Origin of the sequence: Prauserella salsuginis, from assembly GCF_024648885.1 — a bacterium.
Taxonomy (GTDB): Bacteria; Actinomycetota; Actinomycetes; order Mycobacteriales; family Pseudonocardiaceae; genus Prauserella; species Prauserella salsuginis.
In genome coordinates this window covers 668374-683995 of record NZ_JANBBF010000008.1, presented here as the reverse complement: position 1 = coordinate 683995, position 15622 = coordinate 668374, and the positions used below count along the sequence as shown (strand labels likewise).

Genomic DNA, 15622 nt, shown 5'->3' with positions numbered 1-15622 from the left:
GCCGGGCGACGACCTCGCCGCGAAGCTGCGCGAGGCCGGCATCCAGGACACCGGATGGCGCGAGACGCCGGCCGAACACCGGTCGGGGTTTGCCTGTTTCGTCGGACGCCCCAACGCGGGCAAGTCGACGCTGACCAACGCGCTGGTCGGCACGAAGATCGCGATCACGTCCAACAAGCCGCAGACCACGCGGCACGCAGTGCGCGGCATCGTGCACCGCGACGACGCGCAGCTGATCATTGTGGACACTCCGGGGCTGCACCGGCCGCGCACGCTGCTGGGAGAACGCCTCAACGACGTCGTGCGCGCCACGTGGTCCGAAGTGGACGTCGTCGGGTTCTGCGTGCCCGCGGGCGAGAAGATCGGACCGGGCGACAAGTACATCGCGGCGGAACTGGCCAAGATCGCGCGGCGCACACCCGTCATCGGGATCGTCACGAAGACCGACCTCGTCAAGCCGGAGGTCGTGGCCGAGCAGCTGCTCGAGCTGCAGCACGTGATGGAGTTCGCCGACCTCGTTCCGGTGTCCGCCACCGGCGGCTACCAGGTCGACACGGTCGCCGACGTGCTGGTGAGCCAGCTGCCCGAGGGCCCGCAGCTGTATCCGGACGGCGACCTGACCGACGAACCGGAACAGCGGCTCGTCGCCGAACTCATCCGCGAGGCCGCGCTGGAGGACGTGCGCGACGAACTGCCGCATTCGATCGCCGTCACGGTCGAGGAGATGATCCCGCGCGAGGGCCGCGACGACATGGTCGACATCTACGCGCACCTGTTCGTGGAACGGCCGAGTCAGAAGGCCATCGTGCTGGGCCACAAAGGGAGCAGGCTCAAGCAGGTCGGTGCCAACGCCCGCACGCACATCGAGGCGCTGCTCGGGTCGAAGGTCTACCTCGACCTGCACATCAAGGTGGCCAAGGAGTGGCAGCGGGACCCGAAGCAGTTGGGCCGCCTGGGCTTCTAGGGCCAGCTACTGCTGGGCCGGCCGGCGATCCGCGGTGACCTCCGATCCGCGGTATCGGGTAGCCTCTCCCCGCCGTCGCCCCGGCGGGGAGAGCCGGGGTTCGGCTCGTGCCGAGGAGGGGACCGTGACCGGGCAGCATCCGCCGTATCCGGATGGCTATTCGCAGCAGCCGCAGTACCCGCAGCAGGGCTATCCGCCGGGATACGGGCAACCGCCCGGGTACGGCTACGGGTATCCGCCACCCCCGCCGGAGAACCACCTGGTGTGGGGCATTCTCACGACCATCATGTGTTGTATGCCGCTCGGCATCGTGTCGATCGTCAAGGCCAACCAGGTCTCGACACTCTGGGCTCAGGGCCTGTACGCCGAGGCGAAGGAATCCGCCGACCAGGCCAAGAAATGGGCGATGTGGTCGGCGATCACCGTGGGCATCTTCTTCGCGTTGTACATCCTGTTCATCGTCGTGGCCCTGCTGATCGTCGGTTTGTCTCTCGAGGAGATCACGCCTACATGAGTCGTCCCCACCCGGACGTACCGGTGCGGGGGCGGTCGGATCGGCTGCGACGGCTGGGTGCGCCCGCAGCCGTTGCGGTCTTGGTGATCGGCGCATCATGGCTGGTCGTGTGGGCCGAGCCGACCACGCCGGGCGGGCCGATTCCCGCGTGCCCGACCAAGGCACTTTTCGGTGTCGTGTGCCCGGGATGCGGTGCGATGCGCATGATCTACAGCCTCTTACAGGGTGACCTGGGGGCCGCGTTGCTGTACAACGCCGTCGGCGTGGTGGCCGTGGGACTGCTGGTGTGGAGTCTGGTGGCGTGGACCGTCGGGCGCTGGCGTGGCCGACCGGCGCGGAGCTGGCAGCATTGGCGCTTCGCGCCCATCGTCTCCGCCGCGGTGATCGCCGGGTGGCTCGTTGTTCGGAATCTTCCGGTAAGTCCGTTCTCGGCGCTGGCGGTGTAGCAGATCTCGGGTCCGCCCGTCGGGCGACCGACCAGCGCGGTACAGTCCCGGCGCGACGATGTTCCCGGTTCGGGGGAGGACTTACACCATGACCAATCCGTACGGACACCAGCAGGGGTACGGCCAGCCGCCTTCCGGCGGAATGCCTGCGCAGCAGCCCGGTCAGTTCGGTCAGCCGCCGCAGGGGCAACCCCAGCCGTACGGGCAACAGCCGTATGGGCAACCGTACGGGCAGCAGGCGGGCCAGTTCGGCCAGCAGCCCGGTCAGTTCGGGCAGCCCTACGGCCAGCCGGGAATGGGTCAGCCGGGGATGGGCCAGGAGATCAAGGACTACTTCGGCTGGGCGATCGGGTGCATCTTCCTGTTCTGGCCGCTCGCGATCTTCGCGATCATCAAGTCGAACGAGGTCAAGTCCAATGTGCGGCTGGGTAATCTCCCGGCCGCTCAGGAGGCCTCGAACAGCACCAAGACGATGTGCATGATCGCCACGATCATCGGCGCGATTGGTTGGGTCATCTCGATCATCATGATCATCGTGTCCATTTCGGCGGTGGACACGTACACGACGTACAGCGGCTACTGATCGTTCGTTCCGTTGGCCACGCAGCACATGCGTACTGCGTCGACAACGCTCGGCGGCGAACGACGAGTCCGTCCGCGCGCCATGCTCCAGTGGGCCGTACGGATGGGGTGGGACGGTCGGCCACTGCGACGTGTGGATCGAGGACGTTCCGGCTGTCGAGGCGAGCTCACCGCTCCGGTGGCGTGGACGGTGGAGGAGTGAGAGTGAACGAGCCGGGTCAGTGGCATAGCGGGTCGTACGGAGGGAATCGATACGGTGCGCCGCCAGGGCCTCCGGGACAGCAGATTCCACCGGGTGCGCATCCCGAGTCTCCACAGCAGCCTGCCGCGCCCGGTGGAGTCCCACCGCAGTCCGTACCGGGACGGCCGATGAGGCCCGGTTCGCAGCCGCTGCACGGCTTCCCACCACACCAGGCTCCCGGATTCGGGCCGGGCGGATTCGGCCGACCCGTTCCGCCCAGCAAACCCGGCGAAGCGTATGTGCTGATCCCTGGATCCTGGGTCCAGTTCGACGGTGGAGCGCCTTTGGAGCTGGGTCCGCTGTTGCATCGGTTCCTGGCCCGATTGTTGGATCTGCTCATCGTCGGTGCCGTGGCGGGTGCAGTCCTGGTGCCGCTGGCGATCATTTTTGGACGCGACCACGGATTCCTCGGTACCGGAGAAATGCTCCGCGGTGGCTACGCCGTGCTGCTTCCCTTGGTCCTGATGGTCTATGAGGCCATCGGACTGGCCAAACGTGGTCGTACGGTCGGCAAGAAGATCATGGGGTTGCGCGTTGTCACCCGGTCGTCGAGCACAACCGGGGCCGGGCTCGTCGCCGGTCCGGCCATCGGCCGTGCGTTCCTGACGTCCGGATTGGGCGTGCTGAACATACTCCTGTACGTCGGCTCGCTGCTTCTCCTGCTGTTCTGGCTGTCACCCGTGTTCGACACGCTCGGCCGCCGCGGCTGGCACGACGCGCACGCGAAGACCTACGTGATCTCTACCAAGCCGACGTACTGACCGGGTGGTAGGCACCCCGTCGCCGCGGCCCCACCCGCCGTTGCGTCCGCGGCGATGAGTGTCACGCCTCGGCGCTGCTGGCCACGGGTTGTCGCCCGGGCGTGGGATCATGGTCCGGTGAGCTTGTATCGGGACACCGGCGTGGTGCTGCGCGTGCACAAGCTCGGTGAGGCCGACCGCATCATCACCCTGCTGACGCGCCGCAACGGCAAGGTGCGCGCCGTCGCCAAGGGCGTGCGGCGGACGACGTCCCGGTTCGGTGCGAGGCTCGAACCGTTCGGGCACGTCGACGTGCAGTTCTACACCGGCCGCACGCTCGACGTCGTCACGCAGGTGCAGACGGTCGACGCGTTCGCACTACCCATCGTGAGCGACTACCAGGCGTACACGGCGGCCGCCGCGATCGTGGAGACCGCCGACCGGCTGGCCGCCGAGGAGGAACAGCCCGCGCTGAAGTTGTATCTCCTCGTCGTCGGCGCGCTGCGGGCGCTCGCCGGCGGCCAGCGCGACTCGTCGCTCGTGCTCGACGCGTTTCTGCTGCGCGCCATGGCGTTCGCAGGCTGGGAGCCGGCACTCACCGAATGCGCCCGCTGCGGCGAACGCGGCCCGCACGCCGCGTTCAACGTGCAGGCGGGCGGCCTGCTGTGCCCGCGCTGTCGCGTCCCCGGTTCCGTGCACCCCGCACCGGACGTGCTGGCCGTGATGGCGGCGCTGCTGCACGGCGACTGGCCCGTCGCCGAGGACAGCACCCAGTCCGTGCGCCGCGACGTCAGCGGCCTGGTCGCGGCGCATCTGCAATGGCACCTGGAACGCCGCCTGCGCTCCCTGCCGTTCGTGGAACGCCGTGCCCGCGAGGCGCCGCTGACCGCCGCGTTAGGGTCGGACCCGCATGCCAGCGGTGACACCGACGACGGCACCGACGATCCGGGCACCGGTGCCGCCGACCCGGCAGCGGTCCACCCGGAACAACAGGCCCCAGAACAACAGGCCCCGGAACAACAGGCCCGGGCACCACAGGACCCGGCAGAACACGGCCCGGCACACTCGGACGCCGCACACTCGAACACTGCGGTGACTGCGGCGACGTCCACCGCGTCGACCGGTGGCCGGGAAGCAGGCGGCGAGCCGGCGGCAGCCTCCGACGACGAGGAGTTCGGGACGGCTGCAACGGCGTGGACGGACACGGCACGGGCGACCGCGCCCGGCGAGGTGGAGGTGACAGGTGCGCTGGAAGGCTCGCGACGCGACACGCATCCAGGAGGTGCGGGAACCTGACCCGCACCCGTCGGGTGCCCGTCCGCCCCGGATCCCGTCGGAACTGGTGCCGAACCACGTCGCCCTCGTGATGGACGGCAACGGCCGGTGGGCCAACCAGCGCGGCATGCCGCGCATCGAAGGCCACAAGCGCGGCGAGTCGGTGATGATCGACGTCGCCAGCGGCGCGGTGGAACTCGGCGTCAAGTGGCTGTCGGTGTACGCCTTCTCGACGGAGAACTGGAAGCGCAGTCCCGACGAGGTGCGTTTCCTGATGGGCTTCAACCGCGACACGATTCGCCGCCAGGTCGACTACCTCGGCTCCATCGGCGTGCGCATCCGGTGGGCGGGCCGCAGGCCCAAGCTGTGGCGCAGCGTGATCAAGGAACTCGAGGCCGCCGAGGAGAAGACCAAGCACAACACGCGCATGAACATGACTATGTGCGTCAACTACGGCGGTCGCGCCGAGATCGGCGACGCGGCGCGGCACATCGCGCGGCTGGCGGCCGAGGGCAAGATCAACCCCGACAAGGTCGACGAGCGCACCGTCGCCAAATACCTGTACCAGCCGCAGATGCCGGACGTGGACCTGTTCCTGCGGCCCTCCGGCGAACTGCGCACCTCGAATTTCCTGCTGTGGGAGTCGGCCTACGCCGAGTTCGTCTTCCAGGACACGCTGTTCCCCGACTTCGACCGCACCCAGCTGTGGGACGCGTGCCTCGAATACGCCAAGCGCGACCGCCGGTTCGGCGGCGCCGTCGACCAGAGCGACGGCACCGACGCCGCCGACACCACCGCCGAACCCGGGAAGGACACCGCATGACCTCTGAGGCCGCCGACACCGCCCAGCTGCTCGCCGCAGCCAAGGAAGCGCTCGAGAACTACCTGGACGTGCAGGTCGACGACGACGGCACGCTCACGTTCAAACACTCCGACGTGCCGTGCGTCGTGCAGGCGATGCAGCTGGCCGACGGCCTGCTGGTGCTGAGCCTGACGTGTGTCGTGGCGTGGGACCTGCCGGACGATCCGAAGCTGGCCGCGGTCGTGGCCGAGCGTGCGGGGCAGGGCCTGTTCGGCACGCTCGGCATCGTGCACGGCGACAGCGGCACGGACGTCACGCTGCGGTACGCGTTCCCCGCGCAGGGGCTCGACCCGGGGCCGCTCGGCACGCTGCTGATGCTCGTCGTGTCGACGGCTTCGCAGGTGCGCTCGGAGCTCGTCAGCGCCTGAAGGGCCGCGGAACGTCGCCTGGCATGATGGCGCACTGATGGAAACCGTTGTCGACAGTGCGCGCCGGGCAGGCCGGCCGGGCAGGCGGTGGCGCATCACCTCGATGCAGGTGCTGTGCGCGCTGTTGGTGCTGGCGATCCTCGCGCAGGATCAGCTCCGCGAGGCCGTCGACGTCCCGGTGCTGCAGACGGCGACGACGGTGTTCGTGGCGATCTGCGTGCAGGCGTTGCCGTTCCTCGTGCTCGGGGTGCTGCTCAGCGGGGCGATCGCCGCGTTCGTGCCCGCGCGGGCGCTACGCCGGGTGCTGCCGCGCAGGGACTCGGCTGCTGTCGGCGTCGCCGGAGTGTCGGGCGTCGTGCTGGCCGGGTGCGAATGCGCGTCGGTGCCCGTGGCGCGCCGACTGATCGGACAGGGCGTCGCCCCGGCGGCCGCGCTGGCGTTCCTGCTGGCGGCACCCGCGGTGAACCCCATCGTGCTCGTCTCGACCGCTGTGGCGTTCCCCGGCGAACCCGCCATGGTGGCCGCCCGTTTCGCAGGCTCGCTCGCCACGGCGCTGATCATGGGCTGGTTGTGGCTGCGCTGGGGCAAGCTCGACTGGATCGCCGAGCGCGCCCTGCGGCGGCTGCCCGACACGGCAGGGCGCGACCGGTGGCGCGTGTTCGCCGAGACCGCCAGGGCCGACCTCGTCGACGCGGGCGGTTTCCTCGTGCTGGGCGGTCTGGTCGCTGCGGCGTTCGGCGTGGTTATCCCCGCGGACTGGTTCTCCTCCCTCGGTGAGCAGATCGTGCTGGGTGTCCTGGTCATGGCGGTGCTGGCCGTGGTGCTGTCGCTGTGCAGCGAGGCCGATGCGTTCGTCGCCGCGTCACTGTCGGCGCTGCCGCTGTTGCCGCGGCTGGTGTTCCTCGTCGTCGGCCCCGCCATCGACGCGAAGCTGTTCGCCCTGCAGGCCGGCACGTTCGGACGGGCGTTCGCGCTGCGGTTCGCGCCGGTCACGTTCGTGGTGGCGATCGGCTGTGCCGTCGTGTCGGGATTGGTCTTCCTGGGAGGCGTGCGGTGAGGCGCGAGACCCAGAACGTCCTGCTGCTACTGCTCGGCGGTGCGCTGCTGAAGATCGCCGTGACCGGCGACTACCTGCGCTATGTCAAGCCCACACACCAGCCGTGGCTGGTCGGTGCGGGCATCGTCATGCTCGTGCTGGCGGGCGTGGCGATCGTGCGGGACGTCCGCGACGGAGCGCGCGCTGCGGCGGGAGACACCGACGAAACCGACGACGCCGGTGACGGCCGTGGCTGCGCACCCGACGCGTGCGCGGGGGAGGGCGGACACGAACACACCGCGCGTTCGGCGTGGCTGATCGTCGTGCCCGTGCTCGCCGTGCTGCTCGTGGCGCCCCCGGCGCTGGGCGCCGACTCGGTGCTGCGGACCAGGCAGAACACCGAACCCGGAAACACGGAGTTCGCACCGCTCCCGCCCCGCGAGGTCGTGTCGCTGCCGGTGGGCGATTTCGTCGCCCGCGCCGGATGGGACGAACGCGATTCCCTCGACGGACGCACGGTGCGGCTCACCGGCTTCGTCGTGCAGACCGCCGACGGTCCGCAGTTGGCGCGCATGACCATGAGCTGTTGCGCGGCGGACGCGTTCGCCGTCCGCACCGGCCTCACCGGTGGGCAGGCGGACCTGCTGCCGTCGGACACGTGGGTCGAGGTCACGGGACACCTGGTGCCCGCCGACGACACGCGCGCCCGCGACTACGTCCCCGACCTTGCCGTGCGCACGCTGCGGGAGATTCCCCGGCCGGAGGAGCCGTACGAGACCTGACCGGTCAGCTCGCCTGCTGCGCGGCGCAGGTCGAGCAGGTGCCCATGATCTCGATCATGTGGCTGATGTCGGAGAAACCGTTGCCGGAGGCGATCGCCTCGGCCCAGCGTTCCACGGCCGGTCCCTCCACTTCGACCGTATAGCCGCAGCTGCGGCACACCAGGTGGTGGTGATGGTGTTCCGAACAGCGTCGGTACAGCGCCTCGCCGGAGTCGGTGCGCAGCACGTCGATCTCGTCGGCGTCGCTCAGCGACTGGAGTGTCCGGTACACGGTCGTGAGGCCGATGCCCTCGCCGCGGCGGCGCAGTTCGTCGTGCAGCTCCTGCGCCGACCGGAAATCGTCCACCTCGGCCAGCAGCTCGACGACCGCGGCCCGCTGCCGGGTCGCCCTGCGCCCCGGCAGCGGCGCCTTGGACGCCTTGGCTCCCGCCGAGGTGCTGTCGGCCGACGAGCTGCTCGTCGAAGTGCTCATCGCTTCGCCTCCTCCTGCACGTGTGCGACGGCGTCCACCACGATATGTGCCAGGTGATCGTCGACCAGTCGGTAGGCGACCTCGCGTCCGCGTCGCTGACCGTGTACAACGCCGGCCGCCTTGAGGACACGCAGGTGCTGGCTGATCAGCGGCTGGGCCACGTCCAGGGCGTCCACCAGGTCGTGCACGCACCGGTCGCCGTCCCGCAGCTGCAGCACGATGGCGATCCGCACCGGTGCGGCCAGTGCCCGCAGCAGCTCGCCCGCATCGGTCAGCGCGGTCGGTGACGGCGGCGGCGTCAGCGGCACCGGACCGCCCGGGTGATCGTGCCCCGCGACATCGTGCCCTGCGACATCGTGTCCGGTGTCGTCGGGATGCGGGTGACCGTCGCGGTGGCCCGGTACGGCCGGGTCGTGGCCGGCGTCGACGTGACCGTCCGCGCCCGTCTCACCGGGGCCGGGTGGGCCCGCGGGCGCCGCGTCGGAACTCGCCGTCGCCATGTCGCATGCTCCAGCCTGCGTCCGCCGTGTGCCGGCACACGGCTCTCCGGTGGGTGATCTGTGTTGTGCGGTCGCTGTGTTGTGCGGTCGTGGTCGGTTGATGGGTGTGTGCGCGTCCATCCTAGTGCGCCGACGCGGCCGGTCCCGTCGCTCGGCCGCGGAGCGGCGAGCCGGGTGCACGGGTGGGGCCGGCGCCGGTGGCCGGACGCTGCGGATCGGCGGCCCCGCGGGAGCGGCCCGCCCCTCGCAGGAGCGGCCCGCCCCTCGCAGGAGCGGCCGCGGCCTCGGGCTAGTCTGGTGCTTCACATAATCCGACCCACCACTGCGATAGTTCCCACGGAGCGTGGAGTGCCCGCCAACAACATCGAGACCGTCGTCAACCTCTGCAAGCGTCGTGGCTTCGTCTTCCCCTCGGGGGAGATCTACGGCGGTACCCGGTCGGCGTGGGACTACGGACCGCTCGGCGTCGAGCTGAAGGACAACATCAAACGCCAGTGGTGGAAGACCGTGGTGCAGGGCCGTGAGGACGTCGTCGGCATCGACTCGTCGGTCATCCTGCCGCGTCAGGTGTGGGAGGCCTCCGGCCACGTCGGCGCGTTCCACGACCCGCTGGTCGAATGCCTGGAGTGCCACCGCCGGTTCCGTTCCGACCAGCTGGCCGAGGACTACGCCGAGCGCACGGGCACGCCGATCAACGAGGACGACCTCTCCGACGTGCCGTGCCCCAACTGCGGCAACCGCGGCCGGTACACCGAGCCGCGCGAGTTCAACATGATGCTCAAGACGTTCCTCGGTCCCGTCGAGTCCGAGGAGGGGCTGCACTACCTGCGCCCCGAGACCGCGCAGGGCATCTTCGTGAACTTCCTCAACGTGCAGACCACGGCCCGGAAGAAGCCGCCGTTCGGCATCGGCCAGATCGGCAAGTCGTTCCGCAACGAGATCACGCCCGGCAACTTCATCTTCCGCACACGCGAGTTCGAGCAGATGGAGATGGAGTTCTTCGTCGAACCGGGCGAGGACGAGTCGTGGCACGAGTACTGGATCGAGCAGCGCAAGGCCTGGTACGTCGACCTCGGCATCCGGGAGGAGAACCTGCGGCTGTACGAGCACCCGCAGGAGAAGCTGTCCCACTACTCGAAGCGGACCGTCGACGTCGAGTACCGATTCCAGTTCTCCGCGGGCCAGGAGTGGGGTGAACTCGAGGGCATCGCCAACCGCACCGACTTCGACCTCACGACCCACTCGAACCACTCGGGTGTCGACCTGTCCTACTTCGACCAGGCTGGCGGCGAGCGGTACCGGCCGTTCGTGATCGAGCCCGCGGCGGGTGTCGGCCGTCCGATGATGGCGTTCCTGCTCGACGCCTACATCGAGGACGAGGTGCCGAACGCCAAGGGCGGCGTCGACAAGCGCACGGTGCTGAAGATCGACCCGCGGCTGGCGCCGTACAAGGTCGCGGTGCTGCCGCTGTCGCGCAACTCCGACCTGACGCCGAAAGCTCGGGACATCGCGGCGATGCTGCGCAAGCACTGGAACGTCGACTTCGACGACGCGCAGTCCATTGGAAAGCGGTACCGGCGCCAGGAGGAGATCGGCACGCCGTTCTGCATCACGGTCGACTTCGACACGCTCGACGACCACGCGGTGACGGTGCGTGAGCGCGACACGATGAGCCAGGAACGCATCGCCATCGACAAACTCGAGTCGTATCTGGCGGCTCGCCTCATCGGCTGCTGAGAGGCGTTGCCGTGGGGGTGACGCGGTGGATCCGCCGCGCCGTCGCCGGTGTCCTGATCATGGCGCTCGTGCTGGTCGGCGGTACGGCACTACGGGTGTGGTACGTGGCGCGTGCCGACGAACGCCCGCAGGTCGACGCGATCGTGGTGCTCGGCGCCGCGCAGTACAACGGCACGCCATCGCAGGTGTTCGCCTATCGTCTCGGCCAGGCGAAGGAGCTGTACGACCAGGGCGTCGCGCCGCGCATCGTCACGACGGGCGGACGCGCTCCCGGGGACACCTACAGCGAGGCCGAATCGGGTGCCCGGTGGCTCACCGACAACGGCGTTCCGGAGAAGGACGTGCTGACGGTGCCGGAGGGTGCCGACACGTTGCGGTCGTTGCAGGCTGCGGCGCGGGAGCTGCAGGACCGCGGCTGGGCCACGACGGTGATCGTCAGCGATCCGTGGCACTCGCTGCGGGCCCGCACGATGGCCGAGGACGCCGGTCTCGAGGCGTGGACGTCGCCGACGCACTCGGGGCCGATCGTGCGGACACGGGAGACGCAGGCCTGGTACATCGGGCGGGAGACCGTCGCGTTGCTGTACTACCACCTATTCGGCACCGACAGCATTCGGTAGTGACGACCGGCGGGGCCCGACTGCCGAGGTCGCGGACCGGCGCGCCCGCGGCCGCCGCGGCGCGCTTGCCGTGACAGGACGGGCCGGGTTCGTAGACTGACGCGGGTGTCGTACACCGAGCAGGACCGCGCACGGTTGCATCCCGAACCGGCCAAGGGCGGTGCACTGAGCGGAGCGCGGGAGGACACCCGGTCGCCGTTCGCCAGGGACCGCGCCCGCGTGCTGCATTCGGCGGCGCTGCGCAGGCTGGCCGGCAAGACCCAGGTCGTCGGCCCGGGGGAGGGGGCCGAGGTGAGCGGTGTGCCGCGAACCCGGCTCACCCATTCCCTCGAAGTCGCTCAGATCGGCAGGGGGATCGCCGAGGACCTCGGTGCCGATCCGGACATCGTCGACACGGCGGGGCTGGCCCACGACATCGGACATCCGCCGTTCGGCCACAACGGCGAGCACGCCCTCAACGAGGCGGCGGAGCCGTGCGGCGGTTTCGAAGGCAACGCCCAGACCCTGCGCATCCTCACCCGGCTCGAACCGAAGATCCTGGGCGGCGACCCGGATGTCGCCCCCGGACTCGCGGACACGGTCACCGGTGGGCTCAACCTCACGCGCGCCAGCCTCGACGCCGCGACCAAGTATCCGTGGCCGCGGCGGCCCGGCACGGCGAAGTTCGGGGTGTACGCCGACGATCTGGCCGTGTTCCGCTGGCTCCGCGGTGGTGGTGGCGGCGACGGTGGTGGCGACGGCGTCCGCACGCACGGCAACACGGGCAGCGACCCCACGAACCGCGACCCCACGAACCGCGACCCCACGGGCAGCGACGGCGGGACCGGCGACGAGGCAGGGCCACACGGTGGCCGGCGGTGTCTCGAGGCACAGATCATGGACTGGGCCGACGACGTCGCCTACTCGGTGCACGACGTCGAGGACGCGGTCCGGGCGGGCCGGATCTCGTTCGGGATGCTCGCCGACCCCGTCGAACGGGCGGCCGTCGCGGCGCTCGCGGCGAAACACTTCACGGCCGAACCGGTGTCGGCGGTCGAGGACGCCGCGGCGGAACTGCTCACGTTGCCGGTCGTGGCCGAGCTCGCCGCGCGCGGCTACGACTCGACCCTCGGCGCGCAGGTCACGCTGAAGCGGCTCACCAGCGAGCTCGTCGGACGGTTCGCCTCCGCGGCCGTGACCGCCACCCGCGAGGAGTACGGGCACCGCCCGCTGTGGCGTTACGAGGCCGACCTGCGGGTGCCCGCCCGCGTGGCGGCCGAGGTCGCGCTGCTGAAGGCGATGGCGCTGCGGTACGTCATGAGTGACCGGCGCAGGCTTGCGCTGCAGGAGGGGCAGCGGCAGCTGCTCGCCGAGCTGATCGACGTGCTGCTCGCGCGGTCCCCCGAGGCACTCGAGCCGGTGTTCCGGCAGATGTGGTCCGGCGCCGAGAGCGACGCCGAACGGCTGCGTGTGGTGATCGACCAGGTGGCGACGCTCACCGATGCGCAGGCGCACGCCTGGCATTCCTGGCACACGGGCCGCCACGCATAACCGCGCCGGATGACGATACGGTCACGGAATGGAGGTCACGACGGACCCGGCGGAAGCCGCGCACCGGACGTTCGCGCTCGCCGTGCATCGTGCGACCGCGGGGGACCCCGGAACCGACGACGCCTGCGTGTCGCCGTACTCGGCGGCGGGCGCGTTGGGGCTCGTGGCCGACGGTGCACGGGGTGAGACCGCCGACGAGATCACCGCGCTGGTCGCCGGACAGACGTCCGCGCTCGCGGACCAGACCCGGCTGCTGGACGCCGCTGCGGTGCTCGAGGCCAGGACCGGCCAGGAGGAACCGGTGCTCGCCGTGTCGAACACGCTGTGGGCGTGGGACGGCCTGGCCGTCGAGGACGGCTACGCGGAGGCGCTCGAACAGCGGGCTTCGGGCCGGGTCGCGGCCGCGCCGTTCGTCGACGACCCCGAGGCCGCCCGGGCCGCGATCAACGCCGACGTGGCCGCCACGACGCGGGACCTGATTCCCGAGCTGCTGCCACCGGGCTCGGTCGGCCCGGACACGGTCGCCACGCTGGTCAACGCGCTGTACCTGCGCTGCGCCTGGCGGCATCCGTTCCCCACCGACGCCACGGCCGACGCCGATTTCCACGGGCCCGACGGGCCGCTGACCGTGCCGATGATGCGGCAGACGGCGCGGATGCGTTACGCCGAGTTCGGGGGCTGGCAGGCCGTCGCCGTGCCCGCGGTCGGCGGTGTCGAGGCGGTGGTCCTCCTACCGGACCGCAGGCTCGCCGACGCCGAGGTCGCCCTGGACGAGACCGCGCTGGCCGACCTGCTCGCGGCGCTGGCACCGGAACAGGTGCGGTTGACGATGCCGCGGGTGTCGCTCGACGTGCCGGTTCCGCTCGGTGACGCGTTGCGGGGCCTCGGGGTGCGGCGCATGTTCACCCCGCAGGCCGATCTCGGCGGCCTGTCCGGCGATCCGCGGCTGCATGTCTCCGATGTACTGCACCGGGCGGTGCTGCGACTGGACGAGCACGGCCTCGAAGGTGCCGCGGCGACGGCGGCCACGATGCGACTCGTGTCCATGCCGACCGGTGAACCCGTGGTCGTCGACGTCAACCGGCCCTTCCTGTTGCTGGTACGCCACGCCGGTACCGGCGCCGTCTACTTCGTCGCGCGGGTGGTCACGCCGTGACATGCGCGTCGCCCGCCGCACCCTCCCGGGTGCGGCTCGACACGCGCGCCCGCGGCCGCATCGCCGACCTGCTCGTCGTGGTGGCCTGCGTGGCGGCGGCGCTGCTGGTCTACCGCGGGTTGTGGCAGAACCTCGACTCCGGCTACCTGGCGGGCAGCGGGCAGGACCAGAACATGTGGGAGTGGTTCTTCGCCGTCGCCGCGAAGAACGTGCTGACGCTGTCGAATCCGCTGCACACCGATCTGCAGAACCATCCGCTCGGCGTCAACCTCATGGCCAACACGGCGATGCTCGGCGTCGGCATCCCGCTGACGCCGGTGACCGTCCTGTTCGGACCGACCGTGACGTGGGCGCTCACCCTCACCGGCGGGCTCGCCGGGACGGCCGTCGCCTGGTACTGGCTGCTGTCCCGGCACGTCGTCGCCAGCCGAGGTGCCGCAGCGATCGGCGCGGCGCTCGCCGGGTTCGCTCCGCCCATCATCTCCCACGCCAACGCCCACCCCAACTTCGTCGTGCTGCTGCTGGTACCGCTGCTGGTGCACCGGTTGTTGTTGCTGGCGCGCGGTGAGCGGCCGGTCGCGGGCGGCGTGATCCTCGGACTGCTGGCGGCGTACCAGGTGCTGCTGGGCGAGGAGCCGCTGCTGATCGCGGCGCTGGCGCTGACGGTGTTCGCGCTGGTGTACGCGCTGTCGAGGCCCGCGGAGATCGGGCCGATGGTGCGCCCGCTCGGTACGGGCATCGGTATCGGCGCGATCGTCGCGGGCGCGATCGTGGCGGTGCCACTGTGGTGGCAGTTCGCCGGTCCGCAGAGTTACACGGGGATCGAGCACGGCTTCCAGGGCAACGATCTCGGTGCATTCACCGCGTACGCGACGGCATCGCTGGCGGGCACCGAGTCGTCGGCCGTGGACCTGTCGCTCAACCGCACCGAGGAGAACGCGTTCTTCGGCTGGCCGCTCGTGCTGGTGCTGCTCGGCGTGACGGTCGCGCTGTGGCGGGTCGCCGCCGCCCGCGCGGTCGCCGTCTCGATGCTGGCGATGGCGTGGTTGTCCACGGGGGTGCTGCTCGTCGTGAACGGCACGGGGACGTCGATTCCCGGGCCGTGGCTGTTGCTGGTCGACGCGCCGCTCGTGTCGTCGGTGCTCGAATCCCGGTTCGCGATGGCGTGCGCGCCGTTGGGCGGCATCCTGCTCGCGCTGGCCACCGAGCGCGTGCTGCGCCTGCCGTGGCTCCGGGAGTGGGCGTACGTCGCGCGGGTGGGCTGGTTCGGCGCGCTGCTGGTCGCGCTCGTGCCGATCATGCCCACCGAACTTCCCGTGGCAGAACGCGAGCCGGTGCCCGAGTTCCTCGCGTCCGGCCAGTGGGCCGACCATGTGAGGGACGGCCGATCGGTCGCCGTCGTGCCGCTGCCCGACACCGGCTACGCCGATCCGCTGCACTGGCAGGTCAGCCAGGGGCTCGGCTTCCCCCTCGCGGAGGGCTACTTCGTCGGCCCCGCCGAGGACGGTTCCGGCATCTACGGGGCGCAGCGCACGCTGCTGTCGTCGATCCTCGACGAGGTCGACGAGAGCGGTATCGCCGCCGACGTGGGAGAGGCCGAACGCACGCAGGCCGAGGCGGATCTGCGGCAGTGGCGGACCGACCTGGTCGTACTGGACGCGGATCACCCCCACGCGGAAGCGCTCCGCAGCACGACCGAAGGGCTGATCGGCAAGCCCGGACAGTTCCGTGGGGACATGTGGATCTGGGACGTCCGGTCGCTCACGTCCCCCTGAACGCGGCGGGCCCGGCTGTCGA

Annotated in this window: 16 protein-coding genes and 1 pseudogene; 15 read left to right on the top strand and 2 right to left on the bottom strand. The window is 70.5% G+C overall.

Annotation, left to right across the window (positions count from 1 at the left end):
* Positions 1–40 precede the first annotated feature (40 nt).
* From era to LY40_RS04610, 10 genes and pseudogenes are all read left to right on the top strand, one after another.
* Positions 41–964 (top strand): GTPase Era, encoded by a 924-nt coding sequence (era, locus tag LY40_RS04655; RefSeq protein ID WP_183786714.1) that lies wholly within the window; start codon positions 41–43, stop codon positions 962–964.
* A 124-nt stretch (positions 965–1088) separates the two neighbouring features.
* Entirely contained in the window at positions 1089–1478 is a 390-nt protein-coding gene (locus LY40_RS04650) for a CD225/dispanin family protein (RefSeq protein ID WP_258936027.1), read from the top strand.
* Entirely contained in the window at positions 1475–1924 is a 450-nt protein-coding gene (locus LY40_RS04645) for a DUF2752 domain-containing protein (protein ID WP_258936026.1), read from the top strand. Before LY40_RS04650 ends, LY40_RS04645 begins: the two co-directional genes overlap by 4 nt.
* Positions 1925–2012: 88 nt before the next feature.
* Positions 2013–2507, top strand: a complete 495-nt coding sequence (locus tag LY40_RS04640) for a CD225/dispanin family protein (RefSeq protein ID WP_258936025.1) — start codon at positions 2013–2015, stop codon at positions 2505–2507.
* 524 nt (positions 2508–3031) lie between these two features.
* The gene (locus LY40_RS04635) at positions 3032–3508 is read left to right on the top strand and encodes an RDD family protein (RefSeq protein WP_258936024.1); all 477 of its coding nucleotides are present in this window, start codon (positions 3032–3034) and stop codon (positions 3506–3508) included.
* A 117-nt stretch (positions 3509–3625) separates the two neighbouring features.
* Positions 3626–4459, top strand: a pseudogene (recO, locus tag LY40_RS04630) (DNA repair protein RecO); the annotation flags it as partial.
* Positions 4460–4730: 271 nt separating this feature from the next.
* Positions 4731–5585, top strand: a complete 855-nt coding sequence (locus LY40_RS04625) for an isoprenyl transferase (protein ID WP_183786625.1) — start codon at positions 4731–4733, stop codon at positions 5583–5585.
* Positions 5582–5992 carry a YbjN domain-containing protein gene (locus LY40_RS04620; RefSeq protein ID WP_183786624.1) on the top strand — a complete coding sequence of 137 codons (411 nt, stop codon included), beginning with the start codon at positions 5582–5584 and terminating at the stop codon, positions 5990–5992. Before LY40_RS04625 ends, LY40_RS04620 begins: the two co-directional genes overlap by 4 nt.
* 37 nt (positions 5993–6029) lie before the next feature.
* Positions 6030–7049 (top strand): permease, encoded by a 1020-nt coding sequence (locus tag LY40_RS04615; protein WP_183786623.1) that lies wholly within the window; start codon positions 6030–6032, stop codon positions 7047–7049.
* Positions 7046–7810 (top strand): TIGR03943 family putative permease subunit, encoded by a 765-nt coding sequence (locus LY40_RS04610; RefSeq protein WP_258936023.1) that lies wholly within the window; start codon positions 7046–7048, stop codon positions 7808–7810. Before LY40_RS04615 ends, LY40_RS04610 begins: the two co-directional genes overlap by 4 nt.
* 4 nt (positions 7811–7814) lie before the next feature.
* Here LY40_RS04610 and LY40_RS04605 read toward each other — a convergent pair whose 3' ends face one another.
* Both LY40_RS04605 and LY40_RS04600 read right to left on the bottom strand, forming a co-directional pair.
* Complete coding sequence (locus LY40_RS04605) at positions 7815–8282, bottom strand: Fur family transcriptional regulator (RefSeq protein ID WP_183786621.1); 468 nt, start codon at positions 8280–8282, stop codon at positions 7815–7817.
* On the bottom strand, positions 8279–8782 hold the full coding sequence (locus tag LY40_RS04600; protein ID WP_183786620.1) for an ArsR/SmtB family transcription factor: 504 nt from the start codon (positions 8780–8782) through the stop codon (positions 8279–8281). Before LY40_RS04600 ends, LY40_RS04605 begins: the two co-directional genes overlap by 4 nt.
* A gap of 348 nt (positions 8783–9130) precedes the next feature.
* Between LY40_RS04600 and LY40_RS04595 the strand changes: the two genes are divergently transcribed.
* The 5 genes from LY40_RS04595 to LY40_RS04575 all read left to right on the top strand — a co-directional run bounded on the left by LY40_RS04595 (position 9131) and on the right by LY40_RS04575 (position 15600).
* Entirely contained in the window at positions 9131–10519 is a 1389-nt protein-coding gene (locus LY40_RS04595; RefSeq protein WP_258936022.1) for a glycine--tRNA ligase, read from the top strand.
* Between the two features lie 59 nt (positions 10520–10578).
* Positions 10579–11139 (top strand): YdcF family protein, encoded by a 561-nt coding sequence (locus LY40_RS04590; protein WP_183786713.1) that lies wholly within the window; start codon positions 10579–10581, stop codon positions 11137–11139.
* Positions 11140–11244: 105 nt separating this feature from the next.
* On the top strand, positions 11245–12669 hold the full coding sequence (locus LY40_RS04585; protein ID WP_308216666.1) for a deoxyguanosinetriphosphate triphosphohydrolase family protein: 1425 nt from the start codon (positions 11245–11247) through the stop codon (positions 12667–12669).
* 28 nt (positions 12670–12697) lie between these two features.
* Positions 12698–13825, top strand: a complete 1128-nt coding sequence (locus LY40_RS04580) for a serpin family protein (RefSeq protein WP_183786617.1) — start codon at positions 12698–12700, stop codon at positions 13823–13825.
* Complete coding sequence (locus LY40_RS04575; protein WP_258936021.1) at positions 13822–15600, top strand: glycosyl transferase; 1779 nt, start codon at positions 13822–13824, stop codon at positions 15598–15600. Before LY40_RS04580 ends, LY40_RS04575 begins: the two co-directional genes overlap by 4 nt.
* Positions 15601–15622 lie beyond the last annotated feature (22 nt).

What these genes read in the sequence shown, in the direction of transcription:
- LY40_RS04645 (WP_258936026.1), top strand. Translation starts at nt 1,475, where the DNA reads ATGAGTCGTCCCCACCCGGACGTACCGGTGCGGGGGCGGTCGGATCGG.
- LY40_RS04640 (WP_258936025.1), top strand. Translation starts at nt 2,013, where the DNA reads ATGACCAATCCGTACGGACACCAGCAGGGGTACGGCCAGCCGCCTTCC.
- LY40_RS04620 (WP_183786624.1), top strand. Translation starts at nt 5,582, where the DNA reads ATGACCTCTGAGGCCGCCGACACCGCCCAGCTGCTCGCCGCAGCCAAG.
- LY40_RS04615 (WP_183786623.1), top strand. Translation starts at nt 6,030, where the DNA reads ATGGAAACCGTTGTCGACAGTGCGCGCCGGGCAGGCCGGCCGGGCAGG.
- LY40_RS04605 (WP_183786621.1), bottom strand. Translation starts at nt 8,282, where the DNA reads ATGAGCACTTCGACGAGCAGCTCGTCGGCCGACAGCACCTCGGCGGGA.
- LY40_RS04600 (WP_183786620.1), bottom strand. Translation starts at nt 8,782, where the DNA reads ATGGCGACGGCGAGTTCCGACGCGGCGCCCGCGGGCCCACCCGGCCCC.
- LY40_RS04590 (WP_183786713.1), top strand. Translation starts at nt 10,579, where the DNA reads ATGGCGCTCGTGCTGGTCGGCGGTACGGCACTACGGGTGTGGTACGTG.
- LY40_RS04580 (WP_183786617.1), top strand. Translation starts at nt 12,698, where the DNA reads ATGGAGGTCACGACGGACCCGGCGGAAGCCGCGCACCGGACGTTCGCG.